This is a genomic window from Cellulosimicrobium sp. 72-3 (assembly GCF_013127315.1).
GTDB lineage: Bacteria > Actinomycetota > Actinomycetes > Actinomycetales > Cellulomonadaceae > Cellulosimicrobium > Cellulosimicrobium funkei.
On record NZ_CP053419.1, the window covers coordinates 168,477 to 190,385 of the forward strand.

The 21,909-nt window shown below is 76.0% G+C and carries 23 protein-coding genes; 9 read left to right on the forward strand and 14 right to left on the reverse strand.

Annotation, left to right across the window (positions count from 1 at the left end):
- Positions 1-17: 17 nt before the first annotated feature.
- The 4 genes from HKK73_RS00830 to HKK73_RS00845 form a co-directional block, all read right to left on the reverse strand.
- Positions 18-353, reverse strand: coding sequence for a YnfA family protein (locus tag HKK73_RS00830; protein ID WP_171467221.1), 336 nt, complete (start codon positions 351-353; stop codon positions 18-20).
- A 25-nt stretch (positions 354-378) separates the two neighbouring features.
- Complete coding sequence (locus HKK73_RS00835; RefSeq protein WP_171467222.1) at positions 379-1,014, reverse strand: sugar O-acetyltransferase; 636 nt, start codon at positions 1,012-1,014, stop codon at positions 379-381.
- 158 nt (positions 1,015-1,172) lie between these two features.
- Positions 1,173-1,898, reverse strand: coding sequence for a HEAT repeat domain-containing protein (locus tag HKK73_RS00840; RefSeq protein ID WP_171467223.1), 726 nt, complete (start codon positions 1,896-1,898; stop codon positions 1,173-1,175).
- Between the two features lie 116 nt (positions 1,899-2,014).
- A complete protein-coding gene (locus HKK73_RS00845; protein WP_171467224.1) occupies positions 2,015-3,451 on the reverse strand; it encodes an FAD-binding oxidoreductase in 1,437 nt (478 codons plus the stop codon).
- A gap of 191 nt (positions 3,452-3,642) precedes the next feature.
- Between HKK73_RS00845 and HKK73_RS00850 the strand changes: the two genes are divergently transcribed.
- Positions 3,643-4,104, forward strand: coding sequence for an Lrp/AsnC family transcriptional regulator (locus HKK73_RS00850; RefSeq protein ID WP_021482652.1), 462 nt, complete (start codon positions 3,643-3,645; stop codon positions 4,102-4,104).
- A 78-nt stretch (positions 4,105-4,182) separates the two neighbouring features.
- Here HKK73_RS00850 and HKK73_RS00855 read toward each other — a convergent pair whose 3' ends face one another.
- Positions 4,183-5,748, reverse strand: a complete 1,566-nt coding sequence (locus HKK73_RS00855) for a class I adenylate-forming enzyme family protein (RefSeq protein WP_043660044.1) — start codon at positions 5,746-5,748, stop codon at positions 4,183-4,185.
- Between the two features lie 139 nt (positions 5,749-5,887).
- Between HKK73_RS00855 and HKK73_RS00860 the strand changes: the two genes are divergently transcribed.
- The 4 genes from HKK73_RS00860 (at position 5,888) to HKK73_RS00875 (ending at position 9,685) form a co-directional block, all read left to right on the forward strand.
- A complete protein-coding gene (locus HKK73_RS00860; RefSeq protein WP_137279973.1) occupies positions 5,888-6,568 on the forward strand; it encodes a TetR/AcrR family transcriptional regulator in 681 nt (226 codons plus the stop codon).
- A gap of 112 nt (positions 6,569-6,680) precedes the next feature.
- Positions 6,681-8,456, forward strand: coding sequence for an acyl-CoA dehydrogenase family protein (locus HKK73_RS00865; protein ID WP_171467225.1), 1,776 nt, complete (start codon positions 6,681-6,683; stop codon positions 8,454-8,456).
- A 127-nt stretch (positions 8,457-8,583) separates the two neighbouring features.
- Positions 8,584-9,057, forward strand: coding sequence for a GNAT family N-acetyltransferase (locus HKK73_RS00870; protein ID WP_061268423.1), 474 nt, complete (start codon positions 8,584-8,586; stop codon positions 9,055-9,057).
- Positions 9,058-9,109: 52 nt separating this feature from the next.
- A complete protein-coding gene (locus tag HKK73_RS00875; RefSeq protein WP_137279971.1) occupies positions 9,110-9,685 on the forward strand; it encodes a DUF4240 domain-containing protein in 576 nt (191 codons plus the stop codon).
- 39 nt (positions 9,686-9,724) lie between these two features.
- On the opposite strand, the gene HKK73_RS00880 is transcribed toward HKK73_RS00875, so the two are convergent.
- The 3 genes from HKK73_RS00880 to HKK73_RS00890 all read right to left on the reverse strand — a co-directional run bounded on the left by HKK73_RS00880 (position 9,725) and on the right by HKK73_RS00890 (position 13,126).
- Positions 9,725-11,110, reverse strand: coding sequence for an FAD-binding oxidoreductase (locus HKK73_RS00880; RefSeq protein WP_171467226.1), 1,386 nt, complete (start codon positions 11,108-11,110; stop codon positions 9,725-9,727).
- 120 nt (positions 11,111-11,230) lie between these two features.
- Positions 11,231-12,028 (reverse strand): alpha/beta hydrolase family protein, encoded by a 798-nt coding sequence (locus tag HKK73_RS00885; protein ID WP_021482104.1) that lies wholly within the window; start codon positions 12,026-12,028, stop codon positions 11,231-11,233.
- An 84-nt stretch (positions 12,029-12,112) separates the two neighbouring features.
- A complete protein-coding gene (locus tag HKK73_RS00890) occupies positions 12,113-13,126 on the reverse strand; it encodes a 5'-3' exonuclease (protein WP_171467227.1) in 1,014 nt (337 codons plus the stop codon).
- A 118-nt stretch (positions 13,127-13,244) separates the two neighbouring features.
- Here HKK73_RS00890 and HKK73_RS00895 point away from each other — a divergent pair, with 118 nt between their 5' ends.
- The gene (locus HKK73_RS00895) at positions 13,245-13,538 is read left to right on the forward strand and encodes a hypothetical protein (protein WP_034656008.1); all 294 of its coding nucleotides are present in this window, start codon (positions 13,245-13,247) and stop codon (positions 13,536-13,538) included.
- Between the two features lie 97 nt (positions 13,539-13,635).
- On the opposite strand, the gene HKK73_RS00900 is transcribed toward HKK73_RS00895, so the two are convergent.
- Positions 13,636-14,001 (reverse strand): metalloregulator ArsR/SmtB family transcription factor, encoded by a 366-nt coding sequence (locus tag HKK73_RS00900; RefSeq protein WP_171467228.1) that lies wholly within the window; start codon positions 13,999-14,001, stop codon positions 13,636-13,638.
- Between the two features lie 83 nt (positions 14,002-14,084).
- Here HKK73_RS00900 and HKK73_RS00905 point away from each other — a divergent pair, with 83 nt between their 5' ends.
- Positions 14,085-15,503: an FAD-dependent oxidoreductase gene (locus tag HKK73_RS00905; protein WP_171467229.1), complete on the forward strand. Its 1,419-nt coding sequence runs from the start codon at positions 14,085-14,087 to the stop codon at positions 15,501-15,503.
- A 50-nt stretch (positions 15,504-15,553) separates the two neighbouring features.
- On the opposite strand, the gene HKK73_RS00910 is transcribed toward HKK73_RS00905, so the two are convergent.
- From HKK73_RS00910 to arsB, 3 genes are read right to left on the reverse strand one after another with little or no spacing between them, the layout of a single operon-like run.
- Positions 15,554-15,988: an arsenate reductase ArsC gene (locus HKK73_RS00910; RefSeq protein ID WP_043656420.1), complete on the reverse strand. Its 435-nt coding sequence runs from the start codon at positions 15,986-15,988 to the stop codon at positions 15,554-15,556.
- Positions 15,989-16,004: 16 nt separating this feature from the next.
- Entirely contained in the window at positions 16,005-17,021 is a 1,017-nt protein-coding gene (locus tag HKK73_RS00915) for a metalloregulator ArsR/SmtB family transcription factor (RefSeq protein WP_043656424.1), read from the reverse strand.
- A complete protein-coding gene (arsB, locus tag HKK73_RS00920) occupies positions 17,018-18,124 on the reverse strand; it encodes an ACR3 family arsenite efflux transporter (RefSeq protein WP_085386848.1) in 1,107 nt (368 codons plus the stop codon). Before arsB ends, HKK73_RS00915 begins: the two co-directional genes overlap by 4 nt.
- 165 nt (positions 18,125-18,289) lie before the next feature.
- Here arsB and HKK73_RS00925 point away from each other — a divergent pair, with 165 nt between their 5' ends.
- Both HKK73_RS00925 and HKK73_RS00930 read left to right on the forward strand, forming a co-directional pair.
- Positions 18,290-18,733, forward strand: a complete 444-nt coding sequence (locus tag HKK73_RS00925; RefSeq protein ID WP_043656429.1) for an acetyltransferase — start codon at positions 18,290-18,292, stop codon at positions 18,731-18,733.
- Positions 18,734-18,818: 85 nt separating this feature from the next.
- A complete protein-coding gene (locus HKK73_RS00930; protein WP_043656432.1) occupies positions 18,819-19,196 on the forward strand; it encodes a VOC family protein in 378 nt (125 codons plus the stop codon).
- Between the two features lie 8 nt (positions 19,197-19,204).
- On the opposite strand, the gene HKK73_RS00935 is transcribed toward HKK73_RS00930, so the two are convergent.
- A complete protein-coding gene (locus HKK73_RS00935; protein WP_034655973.1) occupies positions 19,205-19,873 on the reverse strand; it encodes a response regulator transcription factor in 669 nt (222 codons plus the stop codon).
- Entirely contained in the window at positions 19,870-21,876 is a 2,007-nt protein-coding gene (locus HKK73_RS00940; RefSeq protein ID WP_171467230.1) for a histidine kinase, read from the reverse strand. The genes HKK73_RS00935 and HKK73_RS00940 overlap by 4 nt, the downstream gene beginning before the upstream one ends.
- Positions 21,877-21,909 lie beyond the last annotated feature (33 nt).

Below are 21,909 nucleotides of genomic sequence, written 5' to 3' on the forward strand. Positions count from 1 at the left end.
TGGACGGGGGGCCTCGGTCACTCGGGGCGCGGGGCGTACATGATGACGGCGACGCCGGCGAGGCACAGCAGCGCGCCGGCCACGTCCCAGCGGTCCGGACGGAAGCCGTCCACGACCATGCCCCAGGCGAGCGAGCCGGCGACGAACACCCCGCCGTACGCGGCGAGGATGCGCCCGAAGTTCGCGTCCGGCTGGAGCGTCGCGACGACGCCGTAGAGCCCGAGCGCGACGACGCCCGCCCCGATCCACAGCCAGCCCCGGTGCTCGCGGAGTCCCTGCCACACGAGCCACGCCCCGCCGATCTCGAGCAGCGCGGCGAGCACGAACAGCGGGATCGAGCGCGCGAGGTCCATGCGCGCCAGCGTAGGGGCGCGCGGCTCAGCGGGCGGTGACGTCCGCGGGGTCCGTCGCGATCGTGCGGACGGGTCGGCACGGGTTCCCCACCGCGACGACGCCCGCGGGGATGTCCCGCGTGACCACGGACCCTGCTCCGATGATGCTGTCGTCGCCGATCGTCACGCCGGGCGTGATGGTGACCGAGCCGCCGATCCACACGTTGCTCCCGATCGTGACGGGCTCGGGGCGCTCCCAGCCCTCGCGGCGGCGGACGACGTCCTCGGCGTGGTTCGGCGTGTAGATCGAGCAGCGCGGGCCGATGAGGCAGTCCGGGCCGATCGTGACGAGGCCGCCGCCGATGACCATGAAGTCGGCGTTGATGAAGGTGCGCGCGCCGATCTGCAGCCGGTCGCCGTAGTCGATCGTCAGCGGCGGGCGGAAGTCGATCCCCTCCTCGGCGCCGGGGACGAGCCGGTGGAAGAGGCGGCGTGCCTCGTCGACGTCCTCGAAGTACACGCGCCCGATGCGGGCGCACGTCGCGTGCGCGTCGCGGGTCAGCTCCTGCAGCGCGGGCGACGTGCGGTAGCGCAGCCACCCGCCGGAGAGCAGGCTGCGGAGGTCCTCGTCCGTGGCGGCCAGCTCGGCCATCCTCGTCGTCGGCTCGGTCGTGCTGCTCATCGGACTCCCTCGTCGTGATTAGTATTTCGGTTAAACATATAGGTGCGCGCGAAGGGACGCAAGACTCCTCTCGACCTCTCTGGGCCGCCGTCGCCGGGCCGCCGTCGTCGGGCCGCCGTCGCCGGGCCGCCGTCGCCGGGGCGGCTCCCGACGCCGGGTCAGGACGTGGGGTCGAGCACGCGGCGCAGGCGCGCCTTCTTCTCGTTCTCGCGCACGACCCACGCCACGTCCGGGTCCGACGACCCGCGCAGCGCCGCGAACCGCGGCACGCCGGCGGCCGGGTCGCCGACGACGGCGACGCTCCAGCAGTAGCCGAGGGCTTGGCGCAGCGTGCGCACGTCGGGGTCACGGCGCGCGTCGGCGGGGAGCGCGCCGATCGAGGCGGTCGCGGCCGCGCACGCGTCGAGCGCGGCGGTCGCGGTCGCCGGGTCCCGGAGGAGCCGCGGCTCGCAGATCCCGGCGACCGCGGCGCGGCGGACCAGCGGGTCGGCGTCGGCGACCCACGACGCGACGAGCGCGCGGAGCGTAGCGGGCTCGGCGTCGCCGATCCGTTGGAGCGCCACCGCGGCGGCCTCGCGGACCCGCCACGACCCGTCCGACGCGCGGGCGCGCAGCCGGTCGGTCGGCTCCGCGCGCGCGTCGGCGGAGGCCTCGACGACAAGCCGGCCCAGCCCGCACGTCCCGCAGCACCGGAGGTACTCGTCGGGGTCGTCGGCCAGGGCGCGCACGAGCTCGGCGGGCGCGACGTCGGCGAACGCGCCCAGGAGCTCGAGGTTCGCGCGCGGGCCCGGCAGCCCTGACCCCGCGGTGAGGTGCGCGCGCACCGCCGCCGGGCCGCCGTCGAGCGCGCGCAGCGCGGCCCGGTGCTCCTCTCGCACGGTCATGCCGACCACGCTAGGACGCGGCGCCCCCGCCCGACAGGGTCTTTCGGCCGGGTTCGGCCAGCCGCGAGCCGGGGGCCGCGAGCCGGGAGCCGTCCGAGGGCGCCCGGCCGCCGGGCTCAGCGCAGCGGGTCGAAAGCCCGGATCTCGTCGGGGGTCTCGCCGGTCGTCACGAGGTGGGCGAGCGCCCGGCCGGTCGCGGGCCCGAGCACCATGCCCCACATGCCGTGGCCGCCCGCGACGTAGACGCCGCGCGTGCGCGTCGCGCCGACGAGCGGCAGGCCGTCGGGCGTGACGGGGCGCGAGCCGACCCACTCGTCGTGCCGGTCGTCGAGGTCGACGCCCTGGAACAGGTGCCGCACGGAGGCGAGGATCGCCTCGATCCGCCGGGGCTGGAGCGGCTCGTCCGGGCCGCGGAACTCCATGGTCCCCGCGATGCGGAACCGGCCCTGGTAGGGCGTGCACGCGACGCGGCGCGCGGGCAGGTAGATCGGCGTCTCGACGGGCTCGTCGGTCTTCACGGTGAACGAATAGCCGCGTCCGGCCTGCACGCGCGTGCGCACGCCGAGCGGCGCCGCGAGCGAGGGCAGCCACGCACCGGTCGCGAGCACGACGGCGTCGCCCCGCAGCACGACGCCCTCCTCGCGGTCGGCGGGGGAGCCGGCCCGGCGCGGCGCCCCGGCGTCCGGCCCGACGCCGTCGGTCGCCCCAGGCCCGCTGCTCGCCCCGGCGCCCACGAGGGCGGGGTGCCGGGCGGCGTCGGGGTGCACGGCGCGCGCGAAGACGCACGCGCCGAGGCGGCCGGGCTCGACGTCGAGCACGTCGAGGCCGGTGAGGATGGTGCCGCCGCGGGCGCGCACGGAGTCGGCGAGCGCGTGGACGTACGGTCCGGGCTCGAGGAAGCGCTGGCCCTCCAGCGCGTAGACGGTGGAGACGCGGTCCGTGAGCTGGTGGGCGCGCTCCCCGGCCTCGACGCGCCGGACCGGGACGGTCTGCCCGGCGGCGGCGACGTGCTCGAGCTCGCGCAGGAAGGGTCGGGCCTCGCGCACGTGCTCGAACGCGACGGTGAACGGGCCGGGCGTCGTGCCGGCCTCGACGCCGTGGCCGAGGCTGCCGCCCGCGGCGAGCTCGTCGAACGCGTCGAGCGCGACGCGGTCGATCGGGGTGAGGGCCGCCATCGCGCGGTCCCAGCGGGCCTGCGTCGCGTGCGCCATGAAGCGCGCGAAGAACGTCCACAGGCGCGGGTCGAACCGCAGCGGGACGTGCAGGGGAGCGGCCGGGTCGAGGAGGGCGCGCGGCCCGTACGTCCACAGGGACGGGTCGGCGAGCGGCATCGCCATGCCGGGGGTGAGCCACCCGGCGTTGCCCCAGGAGGAGCCCGCGGCGACGCCCTCACGGTCGACGACGGTCACCTCGACGCCCTGCTCCTGGAGGTGCCACGCGGTGGCGAGCCCCACCATGCCGGCGCCGACGACGACGGCCGTGCGAGGGGCGCGGCCGGGGGGTGCCGACCGGGCGTCGCGGGAACGGGGACGGGGACGAGAGGTCGTGCTCACGCCGGGCTCCTTCGACCGACGCCCGCCCCGCGGGTGGCGAGGCGGGCGCGTGGCTGGTGTGCGGCGGGATGGTGCCGCACGACTCACAGCGTGGTGGATCCTTCGGTGTGCGGCAAGATGTGCCGAAGGATCGTCGTTCCGGGTCGGCGCCGCCGCCGCGACGTTCGCCCGTTGATCAAGGAAGGCCTACCGTGCCGAAGGATCTTCGACCGCCCGCGCTGGACGACGTCGACCGCCGCATCCTCGACGTCCTCGCGACCGACGCGCGCGCCACGAACGCGGCGGTCGCCGCCCGGGTGGGGATCGCCGCCTCGACGTGCCACGCGCGCGTCCGGGCCCTCGTGGACCGCGGCGTGATCCGGGGCTTCCGGGCCGACGTCGACCCCGCGGCGCTCGGCCGGGGGCTCGAGGCGCTCATCGCGATCCGCCTCCAGGCCGGGGCCCGCAAGGGCCTGGAGGCGTTCCGCGACTACCTGCTGACGCTGCCCGACGTCGAGGGCGTCTTCTTCGTCACCGGCGACCGCGACTTCCTGCTGCACGTCGCGGTCGCCGACTCGGACGCGCTGCGCGACCTGGTGTCCCGGACGCTCAGCGTGCGCCCCGAGGTGGCCGGGACGAGCACGACGGTGATCTTCGAGCACGCGCGCCCCTGAGACCGCGCGCCCCTGAGGCCGTCCGCCCCCCTGCCGTCCGTGCCCGCGCCGTGCGCCCGGGGGAGCCGCGTCCCGGCCTCACGCCACCGTCGTCCCCTCCCGCACGCGCGACCGCAGGACGTGCTTGGTGAGCTTGCCGGAGGGGTTGCGGGGGAGCTCGGTCACGAGCGCGACGTCACGCGGCACCTTGTAGCGCGCGAGCCGGTCGGCGAGGAACGCGCGCAGCGAGTCGAGCGTCGGCTCGGCGCCGGGAGCGGGGACGACGAACGCGACGACCGTCTCGCCCCAGTCGGCGTGCGGCCGCCCGACGACGGCGACGTCCGCGACCTCCGGGGAGCCGCGCAGCGCCTCCTCGACCTCCTGGGAGTAGACGTTCTCGCCGCCCGTGATGATGACGTCCTTGAGCCGGTCGACGATGAACAGGTACCCGTCCTCGTCGACGCGCACGACGTCGCCGGTGCGGTACCAGTCGCCGACGAGCGCGGCCTCGGTCGCCTCCGGGTCGTCGAGGTAGCCGACCATCCGGGTGTCCGACCGCAGCCAGATCTCCCCGGTCCCGCCCGGGCCGACGTCGTCCCCGTCGAGGTCCACGACCCGCACGTCGACGCCGGGCATGCCCGCGTGCCCGATCGAGCCCGCCTTGCGCTCCTGGTCGGCCGGGCCGAGCGCGGTGCCGACCGGCCCCATCTCGCTCATGCCGTAGACCTGGTGCAGCTCGCCCGGGTAGGCCGCGCGGATCGCCCGCACGGTGTCGGCACCGACGGGCGCGCCGCCGGCGAGCCACAGCCGCGCGCTCGACAGGTCGAACGTCGACAGGTCGATGCCCTGCGCGGCGGCGACCTGGAGCGGTGCGACGTACGCGATGGGCGCGCCGAAGAACGCGGTCGTGCGCTCGGCCTCGACCGTCCGCAGCATCTCGATCGGGTGGTACTCGCGCAGCAGCACGGTCGTCCCGCCGAGGAACACCATCGACAGGAACCAGTTGTTGAGCGGCGAGGCGTGCCAGATCGGCATCGCGAGGAGGAAGCGGTCGTCCGCGCGCAGCCCGACGGCCGCCGTCGTGTAGGCCGCGACCGAGCTCAGCCCGCGGTGGGTGTGCTCGCAGCCCTTGGGGGCCGCCGTCGTGCCGGAGGTGTAGAGCACCTGGGCGATCGTGTCCTGGTCCGGCGGCACGCCGTCCCACGGCGCGGCGGCCGCGACGAGCGCGTCGAAGTCGTCGTGCCCCGGCGTCCCCTCCGCGCCTGCCACGTCCTGCCCGACGGCGTCCGCCTCCGTCCACAGCCACCGCACCGCGGGCGCGGCGGCGGTCACGACGGGGGCGAGGCTCGCGTCCGCGACGCCCAGCACGGCGCCGCTGTGGGCGACGAGCCGCGCGACCTCGGGCGCCTGGAGCTTGTGGTTGACGGGGACGAGCACGGCGCCCGCGCGCCACAGGCCGAACGCCGCGACGACGAAGCCCGGCGTGTTGTAGGTCATGACCGTGACGCGGTCGCCGGGGCGCACGCCGGCGTCCCGGAAGACCGCCGCCGCGCGGCGCGCGGCCGCGTCGAGCTCGGCGTACGTGAGCCGGCGCTCGCCCAGCACGAGCGCCTCCTTGGTCGGGACCTTGCGTGCCGTGCTCTCGAGCATGCTGCCCAGGTGCATGTCGTCCTCCTCGACGTCGTGCGCGGCGTCGTCCTCGACGCCTCCGGCCCGGCGGCCGGTACCGCGATGAATTGAATCATGCTTCAATTCTTCGTGGAAGCCGCCCCGAGGCGGTTCACCCGACGACGACGGAGGCCCCGTGCCCTACCGCGAGACCCCGGCGACGCGCGCCGCCCGCGAGCGCAAGCGAGACGCCCTGCTCGACGCGGCCCGGACGATCGTCGCCGAGCACGGGTTCGCCGGCGCGAGCGTGCAGGCGCTCGCGGCGCGCGCCGGAGTGAGCACCGGCGGCGTCTACTCCTACTTCCCGACGAAGGCCGACCTGCTCGTCGCGGTGTTCCGCCAGGCGGCCGACGTCGAGCTCGATGCGGTGCGCGCGGCCGCCGCCGCGCGTCCGGACGACCCGCCCGGCGGCGGCACCGCGGTGCGCCTCGCCCGCGCCGTCGATACGTTCGCGCGGCGCGCGCTGCGCGGCCCGACGCTCGCGTGGGCGCTCCTGCTCGAGCCCGTCGACCCGGCCGTCGACGCCGCGCGCCTCGAGTACCGCCGCGCGTACGCGACGACGTTCGCGGACGTCGTGCGCGACGGCGTCGCGGCGGGCGAGATCCCCGACCAGGACGTCGCGGTCGTCGCGACCGCGCTCGTCGGCGCGGTCGGGGAGTCGCTCACCGGCCCGCTGTCGCCGCTCGCCGCGGCCCGCGACGGCGGGTCCACGGGCCCCGCGCCGACCCCCGGCGAGCGGGACGCCGTCGTCGCCACGATCCAGCGCTTCTGCCTGGGTGCCGTGGGCGCCCGGGCGGTGGCGCCCGCTCCCGCCTGACCTGCCCACCCGACCCGGCCGCGCGAACCACCCACCTGACGCGAGCGTCCGGGCCGCACCCGAGCACCGCCGCACCGACCCCGAGCCACCCGCAGAGCCGCAGGAGGACACCGTGACCCCGACCGACACCCGCAGCGACACCCCCACCCGGGCCGCCGGCACCACCGGGACCGCGAGCGTCACCGACGCCGCGACCGCCGTCCCGCACCCGGCACCCCGCACGACCCACCGCGTGACCAACCAGCCGCCCGAGCGCGAGGGGGTCAACGAGTACCTCGACCACCCCGTGCTGCGCGAGGCGGTGCACGCGTACGGCGGGGCGTGGGGCGAGGACCGGCTCGTCGAGGTCGGCGCGCTCGTCGGGACGGGGGACTTCCAGCGGGCGGCCGAGCTCGCGAACGTCCACGAGCCCGTGCTGCGCACGCACGACCGCCGGGGCCACCGCATCGACGAGGTGGAGTACCACCCGGCGTACCACGAGGTGATCGGGGCGGCCGTCGCGCACGGCGCGCACACGAGCGCGTGGGCGGAGCCCGGGCCGGGGGCGAACGTCGTGCGGGGTGCGGTCTTCTCGCTGTTCGCGCAGGTCGAGCCGGGCCACGCGTGCCCGGTCTCCATGACGCACGCAGCCGTACCCTCGCTGCGGCACGCGCCGTCGCTCGCCGCGGTGTGGGAGCCGCGCCTGCTCTCCCGCGGGTACGACGGCGCCCTCGCGGCCCCGGGCAGCAAGCCCGGCGTGCTCGTCGGCATGGCGATGACGGAGAAGCAGGGCGGCTCGGACGTGCGCGCGAACGCGACGACGGCCGTGCCCGCCGGGGCCGACGGCGCCTACCTGCTCACGGGGCACAAGTGGTTCTGCTCGGCGCCGATGTCCGACGCGTTCCTCGTGCTCGCCCAGGTCCCGGGCGCACCGGGCGAGGGGGCGCCGTCGTGCTTCCTCGTGCCGCGCGTGCTGGAGGACGGCACGCGCAACGTGTTCCGCATCCAGCGCCTCAAGGAGAAGCTGGGCAACCGGTCGAACGCGTCGTCGGAGATCGAGCTCGACGGCACCGTCGGGTTCCTCGTCGGGGAGCCCGGGCGCGGCGTGCGGACGATCATCGAGATGGTGTCGCGCACGCGGCTCGACTGCGTGCACGGCTCGGCCGCGGGCATGCGCCAGGCGGTCACCGAGGCGCTGTGGCACGCGCGGCACCGCAGCGCGTTCGGCGCGGCGCTCGTGGACCAGCCCGCGATGACCGCGGTGCTCGCCGACCTCGCGCTCGAGTCCGAGGCCGCGACGCTCACGTCGGTGCGCCTCGCCGCCGCGCACGACGGCGAGTCCGAGCACGACCGCGCGTTCCGCCGCCTCGCGACGGCCGTGAGCAAGTACTGGGTGTGCAAGCGCGGGCCGCACCACGCGTACGAGGCGATGGAGTGCCTGGGCGGCAACGGCTACACGGAGGCGCTCCCGCTCGCCCGTCGCTACCGCGAGCAGCCGGTCATGGCGATCTGGGAGGGGTCGGGCAACGTCATCGCGCTCGACGTGCTCCGCGCGATGGGCCGCGAGCCCGCGTCCGTCGCGGCGTTCGAGGCGGAGCTCGCCACGACGGCGGGCGCGCACCCCGTCCTCGACGCGCACGTCGCGCGCACGCGCCGTCTGCTCGCGGAGGTCGCGGGGGCCGACGCCGGGGCGCAGCAGGCGCAGGCGCGTCGCGTCGTGGAGTCGCTCGCCCTAGCCCTCCAGGCGTCGCTCGTGGTGCGGCACGCGCCGTCGGGCACGGCCGACGCGTTCGTCGCCGCGCGGCTCGGCGAGGACCGCGGCCACGGGTACGGCGTCCTGCCGCGAGGCACCGACGCGCACGCGATCCTCGCGCGGCACACGCACCTCGGGACCGCCCCGGGCCGGTGAGCGGACCCCGCCCGCGCGACGCCGGCCCGTGCCCGGGTCGCGCCGGATCGGGTCGTGCGGCGCCGGGTGGCGCCGCGTCCGGTCGGTCGGTCGGGCGGTGTCGGTCGCCGAGGCTACTGTCGCGCGCATGGATGTCAGCCTCCGGGAGCTCGCGGACCGGGACCTTGACCGCGTCTACGCCTGGGAGCGCGACCCCGCCGCCGTCGCGCTGGCGGCCTTCACGCGCCCTGATCCCGCCGACCGCGAGGCGTTCGACCGGCACTACGCGCGGATCCGCAGCGACCCGACGTGCACGGTCCTCGCCGTCGAGCACGACGGCGAGCTCGTCGCCACGATCGGGAGCTTCACGATGGACGGCGAGCGCGAGGTGACCTACTGGGTCGACCCCGCGCGCTGGGGGCAGGGGATCGCGTCGGCCGCGCTCGCGGCGTTCCTCGCCGTCGAGCGCGAGCGTCCGCTCGTGGCGCGCGTCGCGGCGCACAATCCGGGCTCCGCGCGGGTGCTGGCCCGCGCGGGGTTCGTCGAAGTGGGGAGCGAGACCTCGTACGCCGCGGGCGTGGGTGCGGACGTCGTCGAGCAGGTCTACCGCCTCGCCGGGTGAGGAGGAGCGGGTGCCTGGTCGGCTGTGGGTGCCTCGCCGTACCGTCCGCGCCATGGACCGAGAGACCTTCTGGGGCATCGTCGAGACCGCACGCGAGCGGGCGGGCGCGGGTGCCGACGACCGCGGTGCCGAGGACGACCCGCTGCCCGGCGCCCTCACCGACCTCCTCGTGGAGCGGCTGGCCGCCGACGAGATGCTGGCGTTCGTCGACGTGGCGGGAGACGTGGCGAACGACGCCTACGCCTGGCCGGTGTGGGGCGCGGCCTACCTCGTCGAGGGCGGGTGCAGCGACGACGGGTTCATGGACTTCCGCGACGGGCTCGTCCTCGCCGGCCGGGCGGTGTTCGAGCGCACCCTGGCCGACCCGGACACGCTCGCCGACCACCCCGTCGTCGCCGCGATGGCCGACGGCGGGTCGCCCTGGTTCGGGTTCGAGTCGCTGGACTCGCTCGTGAGGGACGCGTGGTCCCGCGCGACCGGCGAGGACGACGAGGCGTACTACGCGGCGCGCGAGCGGACGTCGTCGGTGCGGGCGCGCAGCGAGCCCGCCGGCGAGCCGTGGGACTTCGACGACGAGGAGGAGAACGCGCGCCGCCTCCCGCGGCTCACCGCCCTGTTCGCCGTGTGACGGGACGGTCCGCCCCGGGGGGACCGGGGGCGGACCGGGTCACACGCGCCAGGCGAACAGGCCCGTCGGGTCGTACGCCGCGCGCACCGACGCGAGGCGCGCGGAGGTCTCGGGCGACCAGGCCCGGGCGAGCGCGTCGTCCGTCCAGGGCCCGGGCAGGAAGTTGATGTTCGTCTCCGTCGCGGCCCACGGCTGCGACCACTGCGCGAACGAGGCCGCGGCGGCGACCATGTCCGGCAGCCGCGGCGGGTTGACGCCCACGAGGCCCAGCAGGAACCCGGCGGTGCGGCCGCCCGCGGCGGACCCGCCCTCGACGTCGCGCGCCCCGGCGCCGCCGACGTGCCGCAGCTCGGCCGCGACGAACGGTGACCCGCTGCCCGGCCCGAGCTCGGCGAGGAACCGGTCGAGGAACTCCTCGTCCACCTCCCGCAGGCCCGCGCCGTAGACCCACGACGGCCCGGCGTCCTCCGGGTCCGCGTGGATCGTCGCGACGGCCCTCACGGGCAGCTCGCCCACCGTGTCGGCGAGGGCGGGCGCGAGCGCCCGCAGCGGCGCGGCGAGGCGCTCGCCCTCCGCGGGGTCGCCCGGGTAGGCGAAGCGCAGGGCGAGCACCGTGCGGCCGCGCAGGTGCTCCGGGACGAACGGCAGGTCCGGGAGGGCGAGCACCGCGACCGAGGTGGTGACGTCGTCGGGCGCGGTCGCGGTCCATGCCGCCCAGCCGCGCAGGACCTCCTCGACGTGCGGGGCGTCGAACGTGAGCGACCCCGCGTACAGCGTGCGCAGCGGCACGAGCTCGAGGTCGAGCCGCGTCACGACGCCCAGCCCGCCCTTCCCGCCGCGCAGCGCCCAGAAGAGGTCCGGCTCGGTGTCCGGGCCGGCCTCGACGACCGACCCGTCGGCGAGCACGACGCGGAAGCCGCGCACCCGGTCCGACGTGAGGCCGTGGCTGCGCGTCAGGGGCCCGTACCCACCGCCGAGCGTGTACCCGACGACCCCGACGGACGTCGACGAGCCCGTGACGGGCGCGAGCCCGTGCTCCGCGGCCGCGTCGACGACCGCGTTCCAGCGCGTCCCGGCACCGATGCGCGCGACGCGCGACGCCGGGTCGACCTCGACGCCCGCGAGGCCGCTCGTCCCGAGGACGACGCCGTCCGTGATCGGCGACGACTCGCCGTGGCCCGTCGCGTGCGACCGCACGCGCAGCCCGTGGTGGGCCGCGAACCGTACGGCCTCCACGACGTCGGCCTCCGTCTCCGCGAGCACCGCGACGTCGGGGTCGTGCGCGACGAGCGTGCTGTGCGCGGCGACGGCCTCCGCGGCGGTCGGGCCGCCGTCGGGCAGGTCGCCCCGCGCGAGGACGCGACCCGTGACGCGGTCCCGCAGCGCGGCGACGTCGGTGGGCGAGAGCGTGGTGGAGGCGGTCATGGTGCTGGTCCCCTTCGTCGCGGTGTGCGCGCTGCACGGCCGGAGGTGCGGTCAGGTCACCTGGACGACGACGCGCGGGCACGGTCTGTGACGTGCCCGAGGGGTAGGGAGGGTGCCGCCTCAGGTTCGTGGCGTCCCGGCCAGCGGCAGCCAGTCGAGGACGTCCTGGATGGTGCGGTCCCAGAAGCCCCACTCGTGCGTCCCGGGCGAGAACTCCGACCGCAGCGCCACGCCGGACTCATCGGCCACCCGCTCGAACGCCCGGTTGCCGTCGACGAGGAAGTCCTCCGTCCCGCACGCGAGGAACAGCTCGGGGAGGTCGGCCGTGCGGCCCTCGGCCGCGGCGCGCCGCAGCAGGGCGAGCAGGTCGTCGTCCGACCCGGCGATCTCGCGGTCGCCGAACACGCGCTCGATGTCCGGCAGGCGCCGCTCGCGGTACGACTCGTCGGCGAGGTCGAGCACCCCGGACAGGCTTGCCGCCGCCGCGAACCGCTCGGGGTGCCGCAGGGCCCAGCGGAACGCGCCGTACCCGCCCATCGACAGCCCCGCGACGAACGTGTCCTCGCGGCGCGTCGACACGCGGAAGAACTGGTCGACGAGGCTCGGCAGCTCCTCGGACAGGAACGTCCAGTAGCGGTGCCCGTGCACCTCGTCGGCGTAGAAGCTGCGCTCCACGCGCGGCATGACGACGGCCAGCCCGCGGTCGGCGACGTACCGCTCGATCGACGTCCGGCGCGTCCAGATCGTCTCGTCGTCGCTCATGCCGTGGAGCAGGTAGAGCACCGGGGCGCCCTCGGCGCGGGCGCTCGCCGACCCGGCCATGCCGATCTGGGTCGTCGTGGCCTGGGGGAGCACGACGGTCATCGACGTGCTCACCTCGAGCACGTCGGAGTAGAAGCTGCAGCGGACGAGAGCCACGGGTCGCCTCCCGGCGGGGTCGGACGGGCCGCCGGCGGTCCGCGGCGGCGGACCCAGTCTGCCCTCCGGACGGGCGGCGGCCGCTCAGCCGCGCAGCGCGTCCAGGAGGCGCTGCACGGACGACCCCAGACCCCAGCGCTCGCCGAGCTCGGCGAGCGCGTCCGGGTCGGCCGGGGCGGTGGGCAGCGCGTCGTCGACGTCGCCCAGCGGGGCGTCGGGCGCGACGCGCACGACGAGCGGGGCGACCTCCAGGTACGGGGCCGCCTCGGTCAGCCGGCGCCGCTGGGTCGCCGTCAGACCCGGGTCGCCCGCGTCGCGCGCCGCGAGCACGCCCGCGAGGTCGCCGTACCTCTCGAGGAGCGCGACCGCCGTCTTCTCACCGATGCCGGGAACGCCCGGCAGGCCGTCGCTCGGGTCGCCGCGCAGCACCGCCATGTCCGCGTAGGCCGCGCCCGTCGCGACGCCGTACCGCTCGCGCAGGCGCGCCTGGTCGACGACGTCGAGGTTCTTCACGCCCTTCGTCGGGTAGAGCACGCGCACGCCCGCGGCGTCGTCCACGAGCTGGAACAGGTCGCGGTCGCCCGTGACGACCTCGACCGCCGCCCGCCCCGAAGGGTCCGGCGCGGCGCCCGCCGCCGCGCGGCGTGCGACCTCGCGCGCGGTGAGCGTGCCGATGACGTCGTCCGCCTCGTAGCCCGCCGCCCCGACGCGCGCGATCCCCAGCGCCGCGAGCACGTCGACGATCACCGGCACCTGGGCGACGAGCTTCTCGGGGACCTCCTCCACGCCCGTCGTGCCCGGGACGAGCTCCGCGACGCGGTGCGCCTTGTACGACGGGATGGCCTCGACCCGGAAGGCCGGCCGCCAGTCCTCGTCCCAGCACGCGACGAGGCGCGTCGGACGACGGTCGGTGACGAGCGTCGCGATCATGTCGAGGAGGCCGCGCACCGCGTTGACGGGCGTGCCGTCCGGCGCCTTGATCGAGTCCGGCACCCCGAAGAACGCCCGGAAGTACAGGCTCGCGGTGTCGAGGAGCAGGAGCTCCCCGCCCGGCGCGGTGCTGGTCGAGGGGGCGTCGTCGTCCGTGCTCGGGCTCATGGCCTCATCCTGCCGCACCCCACCGACGCGCCGCCCGTGGGCGCGGTGCGGCACGCCGCCGACCCTGCTGTCGCCGTCCCTCCCCGTGCGCGGTTCACTGGTGCCGGAGGTGAGCGTCATGTCCACGACGACACGACGGGGTGCCGGTGCGGTCCTGGCTCTCGCGGTGCTCCTGCTCCTGGGAGCCTGCGCGGCCGGGCCGAACCTGGAGGCGAACCCCGGCGGCTACGGCTTCTGGTGGGGTCTGTGGCAGGGGACGATCCTGCCGGTCACGTTCATCGTGTCCCTCTTCACGGACACGGTGAGCATCTACGAGGTCGACAACAACGGGAACTGGTACGACGTCGGGTTCGTCCTGGGCATCGCGCTCTTCTCGGGGCCCGTCGTCGCGCTGCGCGGGCGACGGTCCTGACGGGTGGCGGTCAGCCCTCGACCGGCTGCGGGCCGACGTCCTCACGCCGCCAGCGCACGGTCCGCAGGACGACGGGAGTGCGCGGCGAGAGCGGCGCTCAGCTCCCCGCGGTCTCCGTGAGCGACCGTGCGACGCGGGCGAGGGCGCCCGGGACGAGCGAGTAGTACGCCCAGCGGCCGCGCTGCTCGCGGGTCAGCAGGCCGGCGTCGACCAGGATCTTGAGGTGGTGGCTGACGGTCGGCTGGGAGAGCCCGACCGGCCCGGTGAGGTCGCACACGCACGCCTCGTGCCCCTCCTGGGCAGCGACGATCGCGAGGAGCTGGACCCGCGTCGGGTCCGCCAGGGCCTTGAAGGTGCGCGCGAGCTCGCGCGCAGCATCGGGGTCTGCCGCCCCGGGGGCGGCCGGGCCGCAGCAGCCGGGTGCGCCGCGCGGGGGCGCCGGGGGCAGCGTGGCCGTCGTCATGCGGCCATCCTGCCACACATTGACACTCATCGATGGGTGGTCCACGATGCTCGCATCGATAACCTTCAATACGAGGAGTGCTCATGGTCGAGGTGGGGCGGGACGAGCTCCCGGTCGTGGTGATCGGTGCAGGTCCGGTGGGTCTGGCCGCGGCGGCGCACCTGCTGGAGCGCGGGCTGGAGACGATCGTGCTCGAGGCCGGCGACGGGCCGGGTGCGGCCGTGGCGTCGTGGGGCCACGTGCGGTTGTTCTCGCCGTGGCGCTACGACGTCGACGCCGCCGCGCGGCGCCTGCTGGAGGCGACGGGGTGGGTGGAGCCGGATCCGGACGCGCTGCCCACCGGCGGGGAGCTCGTGGGGCGCTACCTGGCTCCGCTGGCCGCGACGCCGCAGATCGCGCCCCGACTGCGTACCGGCACGCGAGTGGTGTCGGTCGCCCGCGACGGTGCGGACAAGACACGCTCCCTCGGCCGGGAGCGGCGCGGGTACCGGGTGCGGACGGTGGACGCCGGCGGCACGGTGACCGACGTGCTGGCCCGCGCGGTGATCGACGCGTCGGGGACGTTCTCGACGTCGAACCCGCTGGGGGTCTCGGGTCTTCCGGCCGTGGGCGAGGAGGAGTCGGCTGCGTTCGTCACCGGACCTCTCCCGGACGTGCTCGGCACCCGGCGCGACCGGTTCGCAGGCAGGGACACCCTCGTCGTCGGGATGGGCCACTCCGCGGCGAACACGCTCCTGAACCTCGTCGAGCTCTCCGAGTCCGAGCCCGGCACCACGATCACGTGGGCGATCCGCGGTGGTTCCGCGCGTCGCCTCTTCGGCGGTGGAGCCGACGACGAGCTCCCTGCGCGAGGCCTGCTCGGCACGCGCCTGCGGGCCGCCGTGGAGGCTGGGCGGCTGACGCTGCTCACGCGCGTCTCGATCGAACGCCTCGTCCCCGGTGCCGGAACCGTCCAGGTGCTGGGGACCGTGCGCGGCGGGGCGCTGAGCCTCGAGGTGCACCAGATCGTCGACGCGACCGGCTTCCGGCCGGACCTGGACATGCTGCGCGAGGTGCGCCTCGACCTGGACCCGGTCGTGGAGGCACCTGCGGCGCTCGCTCCGCTCATCGACCCGAACCAGCACTCCTGCGGCACCGTGCCGCCGCACGGCGAGCAGGTGCTGTCCCACCCGGACGACGGGTTCTACCTCGCAGGCATGAAGTCCTACGGGCGTGCGCCGACGTTCCTGCTCGCCACGGGCTACGAGCAGGTGCGCTCGATCGCGGCGGCGCTGGCAGGGGACCGGGCTGCGGCCGACGCGGTCGAGCTGGCCCTTCCCGCGACCGGGGTCTGCTCGACCGACCTCGCTCTGGAGGCGGACGGCGCGGGGGCGAGCGGGTCGTGCTGCGGCACCGCGCCGGCGGCGCCGCAGCCGGTCACCCTCGGGGTCGGGGCACCGGCCGGGGTCGGGTTCGCGACCGGCGTCGTGCACGGCCGCTCGGGCGACGCAGACCACCCGTGAGCGACAGGCCTCGCGTCGCTCCTGTGCGGGACCGGCGCTCGGCCGACCCCTCAGCTCTGCGAGAGGCGGACCGGGGCGACACCGAGCTCGTCGAGCAGGGTCAGCACGCGCCTGCGGATCTCGTCGCGGATCGGGCGCACGGACTCGATGTTCTGCCCGGCGGGGTCGGCCAGGGCCCAGTCCTCGTAGCGCTTGCCGGGGAAGATCGGGCACGCGTCGCCGCAGCCCATGGTGATCACGACGTCGGACGCCTGGACCGCGTCCGTCGTGAGGACCTTGGGCTGCTCGGCGCGGAGGTCGATGCCCTCCTCGAGCATGGCCTCGACGGCGACGGGGTTGACCTGGTCGGCCGGGGCGGACCCGGCAGAGCGGACCTCCACGGCGCCGCCGGACAGGGCGCGCAGGTACCCGGCGGCCATCTGGGAGCGGCCGGCGTTGTGGACGCAGACGAACAGGGCGGACGGCTTCGAAGCGGTGTCGGTCATGGTGGTCTCCGGTGGCTCAGGGTGCGGGCAGGTCGAGGTCGGGCAGGAGCTCGGCGAGCAGTGCGCGCACGCGGGTGTCGAGCTCGTCGCGGATCGCGGCGACCCCGGCCGGGGAGGCCAGGGCCGGGTCGCCCACGAGCCAGTCCTCGTACCGGGTGTTGGGCAGGACCGGGCACACGTCGCCGCAGCCCATCGTGATCACGACGTCGGCTGCGCGGACCGCGTCGTCGGTCAACGGCTTGGGGTAGGCCTCGCCCTCGGTGGTGCCGAACGCGGCGAGCTCGGGTCGCACGGCGGGGTGCACGTCCGATGCCGGCGTCGAGCCGGCCGAGCGCACGACGACCCGGTCGCCGGCGTAGCGGCGGACCAGGGCGGCGGCGAGCTGGGAGCGCCCGGCGTTGGCGACGCAGACGAACAGCACCTGCGGGCGTGCGCCGGCCTCGCGGGTGAGGTCGGCCAGGCGCTGGCGGGCGAACCGGTCGGTCAGGGTGAGCAGGTGCGCGGACACCGTGGCCGAGCGGGCCAGCGCCGTGTAGGACTCGCGCACGGTGGCCAGCACCACGCCCGCCGCGAGGTCGGGGTGGCGGGCGGTGAGGTCGGTCGCGAGGTGGTCGAGGGCGGCATCGACGTCCTGCAGGCCCGTGAGCTCGTGCGGGGCGACGAGCGCCTCGAGCGCGGCCGGGGCGAACGACTCCAGCAGGGTGGACACCGCGGCCTTGTACCCGGGCGTGATGCGGTACCAGACCCAGGTGCCGCGCCGCTCCGAGGCCAGCACGCCGACGTCGCGCAGCACCTTCAGGTGGTGCGACACGGTCGGCTGGGACACGTCCGTCAGGGCGGCGAGGTCGCACACGCACGCCTCCCCGGTCGGCGAGGTCGCCACGAACGACAGCATCCGCAGCCGCAGCGGCTCGGCGAGGGCCTTGAGCGCGACCGCGACCGCGCCCGCGACCTCGGCCCCGATCGCGTGCGCGTCGACCTGCGGCGTGCAGTCGGGGTCACGGACGGTCAAGGGCAGGCTGCGAGCGGTCATGACCGCACCTCTTCCGGCTCGGGTGCCCGATCCGCCGCGGCGTAGGGGTCGACGGCGAACCAGCGGCGCGCGACCCACAGCGAGACGTAGACGAGACCGACCAGGACGGGGACCTCGATGAGCGGGCCGACGACGCCCGCCAGGGCCTGTCCCGAGGTGGCGCCGAAGGTGCCGATCGCGACGGCGATCGCGAGCTCGAAGTTGTTGCCCGCCGCGGTGAACGCCAGCGTCGTGGTGCGCGCGTACCCCAGGCGCAGGGCCTTGCCGGTCACGACCCCGATGCCCCACATGACGGCGAAGTACACCAGGAGCGGCAGCGCGATGCGGGCGACGTCGAGCGGGTGGGAGGTGACGGCCTCGCCCTGCAGGGCGAACAGCAGCACGATCGTGAACAGCAGCCCGTACAACGCCCAGGGTCCGATCACCGGGAGGAACCGGTCCTCGTACCACGCGCGGCCCTGGGCGCGCTCCCCGACCAGACGCGAGGCGAACCCGGCGGCCAGCGGGACGCCGAGGAACACGAGCACGTTGAGCGCGATCTGCCCCACCGACACGTCCAGGCCCTGGGTGTCCAGGCCCAGCCACGCGGGCAGCACCGTGAGGTAGAAGTAGCCGAGCAACGAGAAGGCGACGACCTGGAACACGGAGTTGATCGCGACCAGCACCGCCGCGGCCTCCCGGTCCCCGCACGCCAGGTCGTTCCAGATCACGACCATGGCGATGCACCGGGCCAGACCGACGACGATCAGCCCGGTGCGGTACTCGGGCAGGTCCGGCAGGAAGGCCCACGCCAGGGCGAACATCAGCGCCGGCCCGATCAACCAGTTCAGGACCAGCGAGGACGCCAGGAGCCGCTTGTCACCGGTGACCGCACCCACCCGCTCGTAGCGGACCTTGGCCAGCACCGGGTACATCATCACCAGCAGGCCGACGGCGATCGGGAGGGAGATCCCGCCGACCTCCAGCGCGGCGAGCGCGTCGGACACGGCGGGGACGAACCTGCCGAGGGCCAGGCCGACGAGCATCGCCAGCCCGATCCACAGCGGCAGCCACCGGTCGAGCGCCGACAGCCGCGCCCGCGGTGCCGTGCCGGGGGTGCTCACGGGAGTGCCGGACCGTCGGGGGCAGCGATCCGGAGGCACCGTGGTTGCATCGACATGCTTCTATATTGACAGGTCTCGATGCAGGTGCCAAGCGTCCCTCCTGCGCGGGAGCGGCTCGCTCAGTTCTCGGAGCACCCTGCGCCGTGGCACTGGCATGCTCGTGCCGTGACCGACCACGTCCTCCGCCCCGCCCGCCCCGACGACACGGACGCGCTGGTCGGCGTCTGGCGGCGCGCCGTCGAGGCGACCCACGACTTCCTCGGCCCCGACGACGTGCGCGAGCTGGAGTCCGCCGTCCGGGACGAGTACCTGGGCGCCGTCGACCTCACCGTCGCGGAGGTCGACGGCCGGGTGGCGGGGTTTGCCGGGACGGTCGGGCACCGGGTCGAGATGCTGTTCGTGGACCCCGCGCTGCACGGGCGCGGGATCGGCCGCGCGCTGCTCGACGCGGTCGGGCGCGGTCACCCGGTCGTCGAGCTCGACGTCAACGAGCAGAACCCGGGCGCGCTGGGCTTCTACCGGGCGCTCGGGTTCGAGGTGACCGGGCGGTCGGAGACGGACGACCAGGGCCGCCCGTTCCCGCTGCTGCACCTGCGCCGTGAGGCCTGACGCCGCGCGACCGATGAGCCGACGGCCTGCGGCCGGTCGACCCTGGGGAGAGCGGGCACCGGCCCGCGCGACCTCAGGAGGAGACATGCTCGACACGGCGTTCAGCGGGTTCTCGGTCGACGACGTCGACGCGGCGCGGCGGTTCTACGCCGACGACCTCGGCCTCACCGTCAGCGGGGACGACATGCTCTGGCTCGAGATCGGCGGCGGTGCGCGCGTGCTCGTCTACCCGAAGGGCGAGGCCCACGCCCCGGCGTCGTTCACGGTGCTGAACTTCCCGGTCGCCGACGTGCCGGGCACGGTCGCGGCGCTCCGCGAGCGCGGCGTGGAGTTCGAGCGCTACGCGGGCACGCCCGTCGAGACGGACGACGACTTCGTCTTCCGCGGCGGCGGCCCGCTCATCGCGTGGTTCACCGACCCGGCGGGCAACGTGCTGTCGGTCATCCAGGACGACGAGGCCTGACCTCAGCGTCAGCCGCCGCCCAGCCCCTCCTCGCGTGCCCGCACGATCGCGGCGGCGCGGTCCCGGACGGCGAGCTTGGCGAGGACGTTCGCGACGTGGTTGCGCACGGTCTTGGGACTGAGCACGAGCCGCCGGGAGATCGACGCGTTGTCGAGCCCGGCCGCGACGAGGTCGAGCACCTCGCGCTCGCGGTCGGTGAGCTGGGGGAACGGGGCGCGCACGGCGGAGCGCCCGCCCACGACGTACGCCATCGCCCGGTCGGCGACGGACGGGGAGAGGATCATCGCGCCGTCGGCGACGGCGCGGACGGCGCGCTCGACCTCCGCGGGGCTCGCGGACTTCACGAGGAACCCGCGCGCCCCTGCGCGCACGGCCGCGACGACGGCGTCCTCGTCCTCGTGCATCGTCACGACCAGCACGCGCGCGGCCGGGTCCGCGCGCACGAGGTCGCGCGTCACGTCCACGCCCGACCCGTCGCCGAGGTCGAGGTCCAGGAGCACGACGTCGGCCCGCGCCTCGGCGCCCGTGGCCCCGCCGGGGCCGAGACCGAGCAGCGCCCGCGCCTCGGCCGCCGACGCCGCGCTCCCGACGACGCGCACGCCGTCGAACGAGTCCAGCAGCGCGGCCATGCCGAGCCGGAACACCGGGTGGTCGTCGACGACCGCGACCCGGATCACGACGCCGCCCCGCGCGCGAGCGCCCCGGCCGGGACCAGCGGGAGCGTGGCGCGCACGAGGGTGCCCGGGCGCTCGCCGTCGGGCCGCACCGCGGCGACCTCGAGCCGGCCGCCGAGCTCGTCGGCCCGCTCGCGCAGCGACCGGGAGCCGACGCCGGCCACCGCGTCCGGCGCGACGCCCCGGCCGTCGTCCTCGCACGTGACGACGAGCGCGCCGTCCCCGAGCCGGACCGTCAGGCGGCACTCCTGCGCCCCGGAGTGCCGGGCGGCGTTGACGACGCTCTCGCTCGCGATCGCGTACGCGGCCGCGGCGACGCGCGGGTCGAGGGCCCCGCACGGGTCGCAGCGCACGTCCACGACGAACCCGCCGAGCGCCTGCCGCCCCGCGAGCTCGCCGAGCGCGACCTCCAGACCGTGCTCGTCGAGCGACGGCGGCAGGAGGCTGCGGGACAGCGCCCGCACGTCCTCGACGCGCTGCGCCACCTCGACCCCCAGGGCGTCCAGCACCGCGGCCGCGGCCTCGGGATCGGTCCGCAGCGTGTTCCGCGCGCCCTGGAGCCCGAGGCGCAGGCCCACGAGCCACGGCCCGACGCCGTCGTGCAGCTCCCGGCGGATCACGCGCCGCTCGGCGAGGCGCGCGCGGGTCGTGGCGTCGCGCGCCTCCTCGAGCTCGTGCGCGCCGCGGGCGAGCGCGAGACCGGCGCCGAGCACGGGCAGGAGCTGCTCGAGCGCGTCGCGCGTCCGGGCGTCGAGCCGCTCGCCGGCCCGCGCGACGACGTGGACCCGGCCGAGCACCCGGCCGCCGTGCTCCACGGGGAGCGTGACGGCGTCCCCCACCGGATGGCCGTCCGGGCCCGCCCAGGGTGCCGGGCCCGCGGGGCTGCCGGACGCCGTCGGGCCGGGCGCGGACCGCTCGATCGTCACGCTCTCCAGGCGCAGCGCCTCGCGCACGCCGACGGCCAGGCTGACGACGAGGTCGTCGGCCGTCGACGCGGACGACAGGTGGCGGCCGACGCTCAGCGCCGCCCGGCCCGGGTCGTTCCCCTCCCCGTAGACGAGCGTGCGCACGCGGTGCCGCAGCCACGTGTGCAAGGGCTGCACCGCGAGCGCGACCCCGACCGCCGCGACGACCTGCGCGGCGGGGCCGTCGACGACGGTCGTCGCGAGCACGACCACCACCGCGTAGACGACGGCGAGACCGACCGCGAGCATCGCGGCGACGGTCGCGCGCGACAGCACGAGGTCGATGCCCCACAGCCGGTTGCGCAGCACGCACACGAGGATCGCGGCGGGGAACAGCGCCTGGCACGCGAGATGCGTGAGGGGGAGCGCGAGGAGCACGTCCGGGTCGGCCCACGTGCCGAGCAGCGGGAGGAACGACAGCGCCATGAGGGCGGTCCCCAGGGCGAGGAGGCCCAGCCCGCGGCGCTCCTCCGCCGGCCCGCGGAACCGGCGCCACGCCGTCGTGCCCGCGGTGACGAGCCCCATGACGACGACGCCGACGATCGCGGGGCGCGGGTCGTCGGAGGGAGCGAGGAAGAAGGCGGCGATGGACGCGACGCCGCCCGCGACCCCGCACCACGCGCCCGCGCCGAGCCGCCCGCCGCGTACGAACCACGGCACGAGGACGAAGAGCCCGACCGTGCCCGGCACCCACGCCCACCCGTAGGCGTCCGCGAGCGGCGTGAGCGGGGGCAGGCCGGGGTGGGTCGACGCGTAGCTGCGCCACCCGCCGCCCAGGGCCGCGACCCCGCCGCCGATCGCGGCGAGGGCCACGAGCCACCCGACGACGTGCGGCCGCCGCACGAGGATCACCGCCGCGACCGTGCCGTAGACGAGCGCGACCGTCGCGTCCACGACGACGAACAGGAGGTCGCCCAGCAGGAGCGGCACGCCGGACGTGAGCTGGAGCGCGAGCGCGGACACGCCGAGCACCCAGGCGAGGACGCCGATCGTCCAGCCCGTGCGGGGCATCCCGGCGCGGCCGGGCCCGGGCTCGGCCACGGGCCCACGGTAGGGCCGCGGCACGCGCGGCGA